Annotated in this window: 9 protein-coding genes; all 9 read right to left on the reverse strand. The window is 61.9% G+C overall.

Going from position 1 to position 14,513, the window contains the following annotated elements:
- Position 1 precedes the first annotated feature (1 nt).
- Positions 2 to 2,935 (reverse strand): DUF748 domain-containing protein, encoded by a 2,934-nt coding sequence (locus J4E63_RS01600; protein WP_207280859.1) that lies wholly within the window; start codon positions 2,933 to 2,935, stop codon positions 2 to 4.
- 121 nt (positions 2,936 to 3,056) lie between these two features.
- Positions 3,057 to 4,073: a class I SAM-dependent rRNA methyltransferase gene (locus tag J4E63_RS01605; protein ID WP_060740583.1), complete on the reverse strand. Its 1,017-nt coding sequence runs from the start codon at positions 4,071 to 4,073 to the stop codon at positions 3,057 to 3,059.
- A gap of 158 nt (positions 4,074 to 4,231) precedes the next feature.
- Positions 4,232 to 6,169, reverse strand: a complete 1,938-nt coding sequence (gene acs / locus J4E63_RS01610) for an acetate--CoA ligase (RefSeq protein WP_207280861.1) — start codon at positions 6,167 to 6,169, stop codon at positions 4,232 to 4,234.
- Positions 6,170 to 6,369: 200 nt separating this feature from the next.
- A complete protein-coding gene (gene pgi, locus J4E63_RS01615) occupies positions 6,370 to 8,034 on the reverse strand; it encodes a glucose-6-phosphate isomerase (protein WP_060740585.1) in 1,665 nt (554 codons plus the stop codon).
- A 327-nt stretch (positions 8,035 to 8,361) separates the two neighbouring features.
- A complete protein-coding gene (gene panC, locus J4E63_RS01620) occupies positions 8,362 to 9,222 on the reverse strand; it encodes a pantoate--beta-alanine ligase (RefSeq protein ID WP_207280863.1) in 861 nt (286 codons plus the stop codon).
- Positions 9,219 to 10,019 (reverse strand): 3-methyl-2-oxobutanoate hydroxymethyltransferase, encoded by an 801-nt coding sequence (gene panB, locus J4E63_RS01625; RefSeq protein ID WP_060740587.1) that lies wholly within the window; start codon positions 10,017 to 10,019, stop codon positions 9,219 to 9,221. The genes panC and panB overlap by 4 nt, the downstream gene beginning before the upstream one ends.
- 365 nt (positions 10,020 to 10,384) lie before the next feature.
- Entirely contained in the window at positions 10,385 to 10,870 is a 486-nt protein-coding gene (folK, locus tag J4E63_RS01630; protein WP_207280865.1) for a 2-amino-4-hydroxy-6-hydroxymethyldihydropteridine diphosphokinase, read from the reverse strand.
- A 3-nt stretch (positions 10,871 to 10,873) separates the two neighbouring features.
- Positions 10,874 to 12,271, reverse strand: coding sequence for a polynucleotide adenylyltransferase PcnB (locus tag J4E63_RS01635; RefSeq protein WP_060740589.1), 1,398 nt, complete (start codon positions 12,269 to 12,271; stop codon positions 10,874 to 10,876).
- A 792-nt stretch (positions 12,272 to 13,063) separates the two neighbouring features.
- Entirely contained in the window at positions 13,064 to 14,497 is a 1,434-nt protein-coding gene (locus tag J4E63_RS01640) for a sigma-54 dependent transcriptional regulator (protein ID WP_060740590.1), read from the reverse strand.
- Positions 14,498 to 14,513 lie beyond the last annotated feature (16 nt).

The following is a 14,513-nucleotide window of genomic DNA, read 5'->3' on the forward strand; positions in this document are numbered from 1 at the left end:
GTCATTCAGCGTCCAGGTGCAGAGGAGTGATTACGCGACCGTCGCTTTCGGCCTGGCCAAGGCTGGCGTCGATGAAATACACGCGGTCGTCGGCCAATTGGCCTTTGTCCACCAGGAAGTCCTTGATGCTGCTGGCCCGTTCCTGCCCCAGTTGACGCAATAGCACGTCGCTGCCGCTCCAGAACTTGATCACGCTTTCGCGCAGTTTCTCGATGCGCGCCTTTTTATCCAGTTGCGTCCATTCGGCAGGTGGCTGAGTCTTGAGGCGCGTGCGGTAGATGCCTTCGAGCAGGGGGGGCTTTTCATCCTCGGGCACCTGTATCAGCGAGGCCTGGGCCGGTACTTTGTCGCCCCGACGTTGCAGCATCTTGTAGTAGTTGTACTGGTATTCGCGTTCCAGGCGCTGGGCGGCGAGCAATGGACCGTCGCTGCCTTCGGCGGCGGTGCCTTCAATCTCCAGGCGCAGCTCCGGCCGTTTGGCCAGGGCTTCGGAGAGTTTGAGCAGCGTGCTTTCGTTGTCCTTGCTCAGGTCGCTGGAGCCCGGCGCAAACGCCACGCTGCCCAGGTCTTCCGAGCCGCCCCCGGCCACCAGCCCGCCGATGAGCTTGAATGGCGCCTGGGCCGCGCGGACCACCAGGTTGCGCAGGGTCTGCCAGACGATCGGCATGACACTGAACTGCGGATCGTTGAGGTTGCCACTGACCGGCAGTTCGATGGAAATCTTGCCCTCGGAGTCCTTGAGCAAGGCGATGGCCAGCTTCAGCGGCAGGCTCACGGCGTCCGGGCTGTCGACTTTTTCCCCCAACTGCAATTGTTCGACCACCACCTTGTTCTCCGCCTGGAGCTGGCCCTTGGTGATTCGGTAATGCAGGTCGAGATTGAGCCGGCCCTTGCGGATGCGATAGCCGGCGAACTTGCCGGAGTAGGGCGTCAGGGTCGTCAGCTCGACCCGTTTGAAACTGGTGGCGATGTCGAGGCTGGCCATCGGATCGAAGGGGTTTACCGCCCCCTTGATGGTGACCGGCGCGTAACGGTCGACCTTGCCCTTGACGTCCACGCTGGCCGGTTGGGCCTGGCGGCTGTCGATGGTGCCGATCTGGCCGTTGAGCTGTTGGATGGCCGTGGCGAAATTGGGCGTCAGGCTGAAGTCGGCGAAGTTGGCCGAACCGTCGTTGATGGCGATGCCGCCGATGTGGATGCCCAGCGGTTTTTCCTGGGACTTCGGTTTTGTCGCGGTGCTCTTCGTGCCGCTGTCGGCCGGTTGCGGGATCAGCAGATCATCGACGTTGGTGGTGCGGTCGTCGTTGATCATGAAGCGCACGTAAGGCTGGAACAGGTTGACCTTGTCGATGGACAGGCTGTCGCCGTGCTGATAGTTCAGGCCTTCGAGGATCAGTTTCTGCCATTTGAGGAAATCACGGGTCTTGAGGGTGTCGAGGGTGTGCAACTGCTCGACCTGGGCGCGGCCGGTGACGGCGAATGCCAGTGGCTCGGTGCTCTTGAGGTCGACCGCCAGGTCACTGCCGAGCATCCCGGAGCGCAGTTCCAGGCGAATGAACGGGTTGATATACGACTGGGCGACGCGTAGGTCGATGTCCTGGGTCTTGACCTTGAGCCTGGCGCTGATCGGGTTCAGGTTGACCTCGCCATCGGCCAGGATCTTGCCCTGTTTGCCCAGCCCGGTGTCCAGCTTGAGGGTAAAGGGCGAGCCGTTGAGGGTGTCGTAGTTCTGCAGGTCGAGGTTCAGCGGGCCGACCTCCAGGGCCACGGCGGGCTGCGCCTGGCGGTCGGCCAGGTGCACCTGGTAGTCGCGCAGTTGCACGTCCTTCAAGATCACTTGCCACGGTTTGCTGGGCGGTGCCGGTTCAGGTTTTGGCGAGTCGGCCGCCGCCGGAGCGGATGCCGGTTCTGCCTTGGCTTGCGGTTTGGCTGGCTGGCTGGCGAAGAGCTTCTGCCAGTCCAGTTGCCCGTCCGCCTCGCGAGCGGCCCAGGTTTCCAGCTTCTGGCTGCGGATCTTGCCGACCACCACTTGCTGTTTGGCCAGGTCCACCGTGGTTTCGCTCACGTCCAGGCGTTCGAGTTTCACCAGTGGGCGGCCATCGGGGGCCTTGATGGCCAAGGGCGCGACGCTGACCGCGACGTTGTTGAGCAGCAGTTCGGTGCCCTTGGCCAGGTTGAGCTTGTAGTCGGTGCTGAGGTTCAGGACACCGTTTTCCAGCACCAGCGGTACGGCGTCGCGCACATAGGGCCACCAGGCTTTCATCTGGCCGCCAGTGACTTTGAGCGTGCCTTGGGAGGCAATCGGTGTGAGGCTGAAATTACCGGTCCAGTCGATCTGTCCGCCTTCGGGGCCGGCGGCCACCAGGGTCATGTCGGCATTGTCGTCGGGCAGGGTGCTGAGATTCTTCAGCTCGAAATCGAGGGTGTCGTAGAGAAACTCGATGGGCTCGCTAGGACGCAGGTCCTGGAAATGCACGTAACCGCCGGCCAACTTGATTCGATCGACCCGCAGGGGGAACGGCTTGGCCTCGGGATCGGCGGGTGTCGGTTCGCTGGCCGGCAGCTTGAACAGGCCCAGCAGGTTCAACTGGCCGTCCTTGGCGAACACCACTTCGGTCTTGGGCTTGTCCATCTCGATGTCGACCAGGTGCAGGGCGCCGGACCACAAGCTGTCGAGTTGCAAATTGGCGTACAGCCGTTCGAAGCCGACCTGCTCCTTGCCTGGCTCACCGATATTCAGGCCCCAGAGGGTGACTTCAAGGCTGAAGGGATTGAGTTCCACACGCTGGATCTGCGCCGGCACTGTCGCATGGGCGGCCAATTGCTGGTTGGCGATACGCAAGGCGATGCCTGGCAAAATCAGAAAACCCAACAGGCTGTAGAGGGCCAGTGCGGTCAACAGGGCGCCGAAAGCGCGGATCAATCCTTTGGGCATGTGCGGTTTCATCTTGATGTGAATTCGGAGTGCCTTGGAGTATGGCATGCGTTTACGGTTCCGAAGCCACTGTGATTTATGAGAATTGTCTGGTTTTCTCGGTGAAAATTCCGACGCGGGCCTAGAACTGGAGGATCAGCGTCTTGAGCGGTGGCTGCCGGTCCAGGGAAGGGAAATCGCTGCCGGGCGTCAGCACGCTCCACTCGCGCACCGGGCGACCGGCTTTTTCCGCGCAACGCAAGACCTGATCGCGCCAGTCGTCCATGGACACTTTTGCCAGGTTGTTGCAGCAGATCAGCACGCCATTGTCGGCGGTGGTGAGCAATGCCGGCTTCAGCAGGCTTTGGTAATCGCGCAACAGGTCGACGGTGCCGAACGCACTTTTGGCCCAGGCCGGTGGATCGAGCAGCACCAGGTCGTACTGGCGTTGTTCCAGGCGCACGTAGCTGGGCAGTTTTTGCCCACGGCGTTGGCTGATGGGCAGGCCGGCCAGTTGGCGAATCGCCGGGAAGTAATCCGACTGCACGAACGCCATCGGTGGCAAATCGGGGTTGAGCAGGCCGTTTTCGCGACCCACCGCCAGGTTGCCTTCGGCGAAGTCCAGGTTGCACACCTCCCGCGCGCCACCGGCCGCTGCGCTCAGGCCAACGCCGCAGGTGTAGGCGAACAGGTTCAACACGCTTTTGCCGCGGCTGTGTGCCTTGACCCAGCCCCGGGCGTTGCGCAGGTCGAGAAACAGCAGTGGATCCTGCCCGGCATGGCGGCCGCGAACGCGATAATTCAAGCCCCATTCATGCCCGACCAGGTCTTGCAGGGCGGCCTCGTCAGCCTGATAGACCGTGTCCTGGCGGTCGACGCGCGAATTGCCCCGGGCGCGGTCGTTGTAGACCAACAGGGTTTCCAGGCCCAGCCGTTCGTTGACGATACCGTGCAGTTGCAGCAGGTCGTCTCGCTCCAGCGACTGATGGAAGCTCTGCACCAGCAGTTGCGGGCCGTAGCGGTCGAGGGTCAGGCCGGGCGCGCCTTCCTGGCTGCCGTGGAACAGGCGATAGCAGTCGGTGCCTTGCTGATGCAATTGGCCGAGCAGCTCCTGACGCTGGTCGAGGGCGGCGCGCAGCGCCTGATTCAAGGAAGACATGCCGGGCGCGCCTTAGAGAAATGAGGCGCGGGAGTTTAGCAGTTATGGCTGGTGTGGTCCCTGTGGGAGCGAGCTTGCTCGCGATGGTGGTCTTGCATCCAACATCAATGCAGACTGACAGGGCCCCATCGCGAGCAAGCTCGCTCCCACAGGAAACATCAGCGGTTCAGGCGCTTGTCGATCAGCCCCTCCACCACGCTCGGATCGGCCAGGGTCGAGGTGTCGCCGAGGCTGTCGAGTTCGTTGCAGGCGATCTTGCGCAGGATGCGCCGCATGATCTTGCCCGAGCGGGTCTTGGGCAGCGCGGGTGCCCACTGGATCAGTTCCGGCTTGGCGAAGCTGCCGATTTCCTTACTGACGTGGGCCAGCAATTCCTTCTTCAGCTCGTCATTGGCTTCCACACCGTTCATCGGCGTGACAAAGGCATAGATGCCCTGGCCCTTGAGGTCGTGGGGATAGCCGACGACGGCCGCTTCGGCGATGTTGTCGTGCAGCACCAGGGCGCTCTCCACCTCGGCGGTGCCAATGCGATGCCCGGAGACGTTGATCACATCGTCGATGCGCCCGGTGATCCAGTAATCGCCGTCTTCGTCGCGGCGCGCGCCGTCGCCGGTGAAGTAATAGCCGGGATAGGGCTTGAAGTACGTGTCCACCATGCGTTGGTGGTCGCCATAGACACTGCGAATCTGCCCAGGCCAACTGGATTTGATCGCCAGTACACCGCTGCCGGCGCCGCTGATTTCCTTGCCCACCTCATCCAGCAAGACCGGTTGCACACCGAACATCGGCCGGGTGGCGCAGCCCGGTTTGAGCCGTGGGGCGCTGACCAACGGGCTGAGCATGATGCCGCCGGTTTCGGTCTGCCACCAGGTATCGACAATCGGGCAGCGCTGTTCGCCTACCACGTTGAAATACCATTCCCACGCCTCCGGGTTGATCGGTTCACCGACGCTGCCGAGCAATCGCAGGCTTTTGCGGGACGTTTCCTGCAACGGTCCGGCCCCTTCGCGCATCAACGCGCGCAGGGCGGTCGGTGCGGTGTAGAAGATGTTGACCTGATGCTTGTCGATCACCTGCCAGAAGCGCGAACTGCTGGGGTGGCTCGGCACGCCCTCGAAGATCAGCGTGGTGGCGCCGTTGGCCAGCGGGCCGTAGACGATGTAGCTATGGCCGGTGACCCAACCGACGTCGGCGGTGCACCAGAACACTTCGTTGTCGCGGTAGTCCAGCACGTACTTGAATGTCATCGCCGCTTGCAGCAGGTAACCGCCCGTGGTGTGCAGCACGCCCTTGGGTTTGCCGGTACTGCCGGAGGTGTAGAGGATGAACAGCGGGTCTTCGGCGTCCATCGGTTCGGGTGGACAGTCGTCGCTCATGTCGTGCATGGCCTGGTGATACCAGAGGTCACGACCTTCAACCCAGCCCACCTCGCCCTGGGTGCGCTCGACCACCAGCACGGTGCTGACGTTCGGGCAGCTTTCCAGGGCCTTGTCGACGTTGCGCTTGAGCGGTATGAAGCGCCCGCCACGCACGCCTTCGTCAGCCGTGATCACGGTGCGGCAATCGGCATCGAGAATCCGGTCGCGCAGGGAGTCCGGCGAGAAACCGCCGAACACCACCGAATGCACCGCGCCGATGCGGGTGCAGGCGAGCATGGCGTAGGCGGCCTCGGGAATCATCGGCATGTAGATGCAGACCCGGTCGCCTTTCTTCACGCCGCGGCTTTTCAGCACGTTGGCCAGGCGGCACACATGGTTGTGCAGTTTCTTGTAGGTGATTTGCGCCGATTCGGCGGGGTTGTCGCCTTCCCAGATGATCGCGACCCGTTCGCCACGAGTGTCCAGGTGACGGTCGATGCAATTGGCGCTGACGTTCAGCTTGCCGCCGGCGAACCAGGTCGCGTCGCCGTTCTTGAGGTCATAGCGCTGGACGGTTTGCCAGGGCGTCATCCAGTCGAGAAAGCGTGTGGCCTGCTCGGCCCAGAAGGCGCTGGGGTGTTCGATGGATTCTTTGTAGAGCCGCTTGTACTCGTCCTGACTCAGTTGCGCAGCCCGGCGGACGGCATCGGCGTGGGGGTACTGGCTGATATCGAACATGACGGTTCCTTATTCTTGTTTTTGCGACAAGTCATAAAGATGCGCCGAGTAGCGGGAGGGTTCAAGTCATGCACAAACAACTGTGGGAGCGAGCTTGCTCGCGATGGCGGTGTGTCAGTCAACATGAGTGTCAACTGATCCACCGCCATCGCGAGCAAGCTCGCTCCCACAAAGGTCAGTACTTGGAGTGCGACCTACGATCAGCCGCGGTGACGCCCGCGGAAGTAGTTGATCAAACCCTGGGTCGAGGCATCTTCGGCCGGGTTTTCTTCGCTGCCCACCAGGCGGTTGTAGACGCCCTTGCCCAGTTCCTTGCCCAGTTCCACGCCCCATTGGTCGAAGGCGTTGATGCCCCAGACCACGCTTTGCACGAACACTTTGTGCTCATACAACGCCACCAGTGCGCCGAGGCGCCGTGGGCTGATGCGTTCGACCACCAGGGTGTTGCTCGGACGGTTGCCCGGGATCACCTTGTGGGAGGCCAGTTTCTGCACCTCTTCTTCGCTGGCGCCCTTGTCCCGCAGCTCGGCTTCGGCCTCGGCGCGGGTCTTGCCCAGCATCAGCGCCTGGCTCTGGGACAGGCAGTTGGCGTACAGCCACTGGTGATGGTCGGAAACCGGGTTGAAGCTGACGATCGGCACGATGAAGTCGGCCGGGATCAACTGGGTGCCTTGGTGCAGCAACTGGTGGTAGGCGTGCTGGCCGTTGCAGCCGACGCCGCCCCAGATCACCGGGCCCGTGTCGGTCGACACCGGGGTGCCGTCCTGGCGCACGCTCTTGCCGTTGGATTCCATGTCCAATTGCTGCAAATGCTTGGTGATGTTACGCAGGTAGTGGTCGTACGGCAGGATCGCATGGCTCTGCGCACCCCAGAAGTTGCCGTACCACACGCCCAGCAGCGCCAGCAGCACCGGCATGTTCTGCTCGAACGGGGCGCTCTGGAAGTGCTGGTCCATGGAATAGGCGCCGGAGAGCAATTCCTTGAAGTTCGACATGCCGATGGCCAGGGCGATCGGCAGGCCGATGGCCGACCACAGCGAGTAACGCCCGCCGACCCAGTCCCACATCGGGAAGATGTTCTCTTCACGGATGCCGAAGGCCACGGCGGCGGCGTTGTTGCTCGACACGGCGATGAAGTGGCGATACAGCTCCGCTTCGGAACCACCCTGGGCCAGGTACCAGGCGCGGGCGGCCTGGGCGTTCTTCAGGGTTTCGAGGGTGTTGAAGGATTTCGACGAGACGATGAACAGCGTGGTCTCGGCGCGCAGCTTCATGGTCAGTTCATGGAACTCGCTGCCGTCGATGTTCGCCAGATAGTGGCAGCGAACGCCTTTTTGCGCGTAGGACAACAGCGCTTCAGACACCAGTTCCGGGCCGAGGAAAGAACCACCGATGCCGATGTTCACCACGTCGGTGATCGGCTTCTCGGTGTAGCCGCGCCACAGGCCGTCGTGAATGCGGCCGACCAGGTCAGTGATCTGGTTCAGCACTTTATGCACGTCCGGCATCACGTTGACGCCGTTGACCAGCAACTTGTCGCCCACCGGCCGACGCAGGGCAGTGTGCAAGGCCGGGCGATTTTCCGAGGCGTTGACGATTTCGCCCTCGAACAGCGACTTGATCGCGCCCTTGAGGTCGACTTCGTTGGCCAGGCCCACCAGCAGGTCGCGGGTCTGGGCGTTGATCAGGTTTTTCGAGTAGTCGAGAAACAGGCCGCAGCTCGACAGGGTGAATTGAGTGAAACGCTGCGGATCGGCATTGAACGCTTCGCGCATGCTGAAATCCTGCATGGCTTTGCGGTGGTCATTCAGCGCTTGCCAGGCTGGCAGAGCGGTCACGTCATGAGGGGTTCGGTAATACGCCATCGCTGCGGGTTTCCTTTTTACTTGAACGACCTTTTGTACACTAAAAATTCCGGCGCGGCTCGAGGTGGGCATCCGGACACTGCATCGACATGATCGCCAGACGCAGGGCGACTACAGTAAACCTCGCGTTGCAATCTGTCTTGACTTTGTCTGACCGGTTCCCGGTACTTTTTTATACAACGGGATGGGAAGGGTCCGACAGACGGAACGCAGATGACTCTCTGTGGGAGCGAGCTTGCTCGCGATGGCGTCAGGTCAGCCGACATCGATGTCGACTGATGCATCGCTATCGCGAGCAAGCTCGCTCCCACAGGTTTTTGTGATGTTTCAGGCGGGGGTGTCGAGGTCCAGATGCAGGTTGTCGATCAGGCGCGTGGTGCCGAGGAAGGCGGCCACCAGAATCACCAGGTCGCGGTCCTCGCTCAACGCCGGGCGCAGGGTCTTGGCGTGACGGATTTCCAGGTAATCGGGACGCAGGCCGGCAGCTTCCAGTTGCTTGAGCTGTTCGCCGATCAGCGCCGGGAAATCCCGCTGGCCCTGTTTGATTGACTCGGCGATCTGGCTCAGGACGCGATAGACCACGGGCGCGACGGCACGTTGCTTCGGGCTGAGGAAGCCATTGCGCGACGACAGCGCCAGGCCATCCTCGGCGCGGACGGTCGGCTCGCCGATGATCTGGATCGGCATGTTCAAGTCATGGACCAGGGCGCGGATCACCGCCAGTTGCTGGAAGTCTTTCTGGCCAAACACCGCCAGGTCAGGCTGGACCATGTTGAACAGCTTGCTGACCACCGTCGCCACACCCTCGAAATGCCCTGGACGGCTGGCGCCGCACAAGCCTTCGGACAATTGCGGGACGCTGACCCGGGTCTGTCCGGCCATGCCGTCGGGGTACATTTCTTCGACGCTGGGGGCGAACAGCAGATGGCAGCCGGCCTGGAGCAGTTTTTCCTGGTCGGCTGCCAGGGTGCGGGGGTATTTGTCCAGGTCTTCGCCGGCGCCGAATTGCAGCGGATTGACGAAAATGCTCGCCACCACGAAGTCGGCCCGTTGTGCGGCCTTGGTGACCAGCGCCACGTGACCGCTGTGCAGATTGCCCATGGTCGGCACGAAGGCGATGCGTTTGCCTTCGCCACGGGCACGGGCCACGGCGGCGCGCAGTTCGCGTACGGTTTTGACGGTGTTCATGCAGAAAATCCGTGTTCGGCACCCGGGAACGTCGCGGCCTTGACTTCAGCGACGTAGGTGCTCAAGGCGCCCTGGATGGAGGTTTGCCCGGCCATGAAGTTCTTCACGAACTTGGGCACGCGACCGGTGATCGACAGCCCGAGCATGTCGTGGAGCACCAGCACCTGGCCATCGGTGGCGTTGCCGGCGCCGATCCCGATCACCGGGATCTTCACTGCCTGGGTGATTTCTTCAGCCAGCTCGCTGGGTACGCATTCGAGCAGCAGCATCGCCGCGCCCGCCTGCTCCAGCGCAATCGCATCGGCACGCATCTGCCGCGCCTGGTTCTCATTGCGACCCTGGACCTTGTAGCCGCCGAGAATATTCACCGCTTGAGGGGTCAGGCCCAGGTGCGCGCACACTGGAATGCCCCGTTCGGCCAGCAGCCGAATCGAATCGGCCAGCCACAACGCGCCTTCGACCTTGATCATGTGGGCACCGGCCTGCATCAGCATGGCGCTGTTGGTCATGGTTTGTTCGAGGGTGGCGTAGGCCATGAACGGCAGGTCGGCGAGGATCAGCGCATCGGTGTTACCGCGTTTGACGGCGGCCACATGGTAGGCCATCTCGGCGGTGGTCACCGGCAGCGTGCTGTCGTGACCTTGCAGCACCATGCCGAGGGAATCGCCCACCAGCAGCACTTCGACACCGGCCTCATTGCAGGCATGGGCGAAGGTTGCGTCATAGCAGGTCAGCATGGTGATTTTCTCACCTTTTTGCTTGAGACCTTGCAGCGTGGTCAGGGTAATAGCTGGCATGAAAAAGTCCTCATTAGGCGCTCGTGAATGACTGCGAGTAACGCGCATGATTCGTTATCTATACAGGCGCACCTTCTATGCGTGGTGCTTGTAAGGCCTGGATTGCGCCCTTTAGTGCCGCGTTGGCGGCAGCGGGACGCCTATAGTCGTGAGGAGCAATCGGGAAGTCAATTGGATGTGTTACCGGCGGGTGTTACCGGGGTTACTGATGCGTTTCAGCGTAGAGGCGCGTTTCGGATCTGACTGCCGGGTCCCGAAACCTGTGGGAACGAGCTTGCTCGCGATGGCGGTGTGTCAGTCACCCCGGATGCTGGATGTGCCGACGCTATCGCGAGCAAGCTCGCTCCCACAGGGGATGGTCTTCGTCAGTGGGAGGGCAGGCGTTCCAGGCCGGCAAACGGGCACGCGGCAAGCAGGTCCTTGAGCAAGCGTCCATCGACCAGGCGCAGGTCGGCGGGGGCCAGTTCGGCCAGTGGGTACAGGACAAAGGCCCGGGCCTGCATGTGGTAGTGGGGGACCTTGAGGCGGGGCTCGTCGATCAGGCGCTCGCCGAACAGCAGGATGTCCAGGTCCAGGGTGCGCGGCCCCCAGCGTTCGAGGCGTTCGCGACCCTGTCCGGTTTCGATGGCTTGCAGCGCATCGAGCAGGTCCAGCGGTGCCAGGTGGCTGTCCAGCGCCGCCACCGCATTGGTGTAGCGCGGCTGGCCGGGTAGCAGGGAGTCGCTTTGATAAAACGCCGAGACTCCCACCAGTTGGGTATCGGGCAATTGCGCCAGCGCCTGGACGGCACTGCGCAATTGTTCGGCGGGTTCGGCCAGGTTGCTGCCCATGCCGATGTAGATACGTTCCATCGATTACTCGCCCGATGCGCTCGGTACACCGGCACGCTTGCGCTTGGCACCGCTGCTGCGGCGACGCTTGCGTGGGCCGCTGGCGCCGTCATCCTTGCCGCTGAGCTCACGAATCATATCGCGGCGCTCGCTGTCGTTGGCGTCCTGGTAATCGGTCCACCATTCGCCCAGGCCATCGGTCTGCTCGCCCGCGCTTTCACGCAGCAGCAGGAAATCGTAGCCAGCGCGGAAACGCGGGTTGTCCAGCAGCAGGTCGGCACGTTTGCCGCTGCGCCGTGGCAGGCGCTCCTGCATGTCCCAGATCTCGCGGATCGGCATCGTGAAGCGTTTTGGAATGGCGATGCGCTGGCACTGTTCGGCGATCAGCTCGTGGGCGGCTTCCTGCATCGCCGGGATCGGCGGCATGCCACGGTCTTGCAGGCGCAGCACCCGGGCCGGGAGGGCAGGCCAGAGCAAGGCGGCGAACAGGAACGCCGGCGTCACCGGCTTGTTCTGCTTGATGCGCAGGTCGGTGTTGATCAGTGCTTCGCTGATCAAGGTGTGGGTGTAGGTCGGGTTGTGCTCCAGGGCCTCGGCGCTGGCGGGGAACAGCGGATCGAACAGCTGCAGGTCCACCAGCATCTCGAAGGTGTCTGCCGCGTTGCCTGACAGGAACAGTTTGAGCACTTCCTCGAACAGGCGCGCCGAGGGGATCTCCCGCAGCATGGGCGCCAGTTCGCGAATCGGCATGGCGCTGTGTTTTTCGATGCCGAAATCCAGCTTGGCGGCGAAACGCACGGCACGCAGCATCCGCACCGGGTCTTCCTGGTAGCGCTGCTTCGGATCGCCGATCAGACGGATCAGACGATTGCGAATGTCGTGTACGCCGTTGGCGTAATCGAGGATGCGTTCGCTGACCGGATCGTAATACAGGGCGTTGATGGTGAAGTCGCGGCGTTGCGCGTCTTCTTCCAACGTGCCGTAGACGTTATCGCGCAGGATGCGTCCGCTCTCGTTGCGGGAAGACTGGTTGCTGTCTTCCTCTTCATCGTTTTGCGGATGATTGGCGCGGAAGGTTGCCACTTCGATGATCTCGCGGCCGAAGTGGATATGGACCAGCTTGAAGCGCCGGCCAATGATCCGCGCATTGCGAAACTCGGCCCGTATCTGTTCCGGCGTGGCGCTGGTGGCGACGTCGAAATCCTTGGGGGTGATGTTGAGCAGCATGTCGCGCACGCAGCCACCGACCAGGTAGGCCTGGTAGCCGGCGTTCTGCAAACGTTCGACGATGTTCACCGCATAACGGCTGAACTGGGCCTTTTGCAGCGAATGCTGGCCGCTGTTGAGCACTTCAGGCGTGCTGCGAATGTGTTGCGTACGACGCAAGGGAGAACGGAATGACTGGAACAGCTTCTTCAGCATGGGATGCACTGTTTGAAGGAATATTCGGCCAAAAACGAAGAATGACCGCATGATGGGCGGGGATTCTAGCATTTAGTCGAGGGATGGTGTAGGACGCAGCAGTTTTGAGCTGCAAGCTGCAAGCGACAAGCTTTGTAGGCTTCAAGGAAGGGAAATGACAGAAACCACAAGGGGAGCCGAAGCTCCCCCAGAATTAGTTGCGTGCTCTGTTTTTATTATTGGTTTCGGGCTTCTTGTTTTTGTTGAGTGCCCGCGCCACGAGGTTTTCCCTTCGTGGCCCTCCCAATCGGGAGCCAAGAGCAAACGGATTGCTTTGGTCGCTGTGTTGCAGTGATCAATCGATCCAACCAGTTCAGGCACCTGTCTTGAGACAGTTTTTATTGTTCTCGGCCTGGTTGTGGGGCAAGCCCCAAATACAACGCCTCTCCAAAAGAATCAGTTAGCTGCGCCTCTCGCCGTCTTGTTTTTATTGTGCGTGAGTCGATTCGTCTTATTTTTATTGTCTTTTGCATTGCTTGTTATTGTTCTTGTACCAAAGCTATAGCAGGGTGCGTGCCAACTTTTGCGAACCCCAGATAAACCGGGGGTTCTATGGTTATAGCCATTTTTCCGAGGCGAAAAAAAGCCGGGGTTTCGTTACCGTAAACCCCGGCTTCTGTTACGTGAAAAAGACTGAGGTAACAGTTTTTTCACATCCCCTGTGGGAGCGAGCTTGCTCGCGATGGGGGATCAGCTTGCCCTATAGCGCGACTGACACACCGCTATCGCGAGCAAGCCCGCTCCCACACTTCCTCAGCTTTCGCTGGTCGCCCCGGTCTTGCGCCGTGGAATGCCCAGGCGCTGGCGCCGTTCCCACAGGCACTTGCGGCTGACGCCCAGCTTGCGTGCCAGTTCGGTCTCGGTCATGTGGTCCTGGTGCTCGAGGACGAAATGCTGGAAGTAGTCCTCCAGGGACAGGTCTTCGGTGGGTTCGTGGCTGGTGTTGTTGGCAGCGCCGCCCTGTTGCGGGGCCAGGCCGATGAATTCTTCGTCGTCCAGGTCGCTCAGTTCGATGTCGATGCCCAGCAGGTCGGCAGAGATTTCCGGGCTCTCGCACAGGATCACCGCCCGCTCGACCGCGTTTTCCAGCTCCCGAACGTTACCCGGCCAGGCGTAATGACGAATGGCCTGTTCGGCGTCCGGGGCGAACTTGAGGTCGGTGCGGTTGACCCGCGCGCTCTGGCGGGCCAAAAACGCCTGGGCGATTTCATTGACGTCCGCGCCACGCTCGCGCAGGGCAGGGAGCTTCAAGGCGATCACGTGCAAGCGGTAATACAAGTCTTCGCGAAACTGGCCGATTTTCGCCAGGCTCTTGAGATCACGGTGGGTGGCCGCGATCAGGCGGACATCGACCTTCTGCGACTGCACCGAGCCGACCCGGCGGATCTCGCCTTCCTGAAGTACCCGCAGCAACCGCGCCTGGGCCTCCAGTGGCAGCTCGCCGATTTCATCGAGGAACAACGTGCCGCCGTCCGCCGCTTCCACCAGCCCGGCACGCCCGGCGCTGGCGCCGGTGAACGCACCTTTCTCGTGACCGAACAGTTCGGACTCGATCAGGCTCTCTGGAATTGCCGCGCAGTTCACCGAGATCATCGGTGCCTTGGCTCGCCGCGACAGGTTGTGCAGGGCGCGGGCCACCAATTCCTTGCCGGTGCCGGACTCGCCCTGGACCAGGACATTGGAGTCGGTCGGCGCCACTTTGCGGATCTTGCTGTACAGGTCCTGCATGGGCGGGCAGGAACCGATGATGCCGATCTCGCCATTACTGTTGCTGGCCCCGACTTTCGCGGAGGCGCTGGCCTTGCCGACGGGCTCCACCGGGTTGCTGGTCGCCGCCTGTCGGTCACGCAGGATGCGGGCCACGGCCTGGAGCATCTCGTCGTGGTCGAACGGTTTGGCGATGTAGTCCACCGCGCCCATTTTCATGGAGTCGACCGCCGAGCGCAGGCTGGCGTAGCTGGTCATGATCAGCACCGGCGTGCCCTGGCCGAGCTTGATCAGCTCGGTACCCGGGGCGCCAGGCAGGCGCAGGTCGCTGACAATCAGGTCGAACGTGGGGATGCTGAAACGTTCTTGTGCTTCCTGCACTGAACCGGCTTCGCTGACCTGGTACTGGTTGCGTTCCAGCAGGCGGCGCAAGGCGGAGCGGATAATTGTTTCGTCTTCGACGATCAAAATGTGCGGCATTGATTCGATTCTCTCG

This window comes from Pseudomonas sp. FW300-N2F2, from assembly GCF_017351655.1.
GTDB classification, from domain to species: Bacteria; Pseudomonadota; Gammaproteobacteria; order Pseudomonadales; family Pseudomonadaceae; genus Aquipseudomonas; species Aquipseudomonas fluorescens_AA.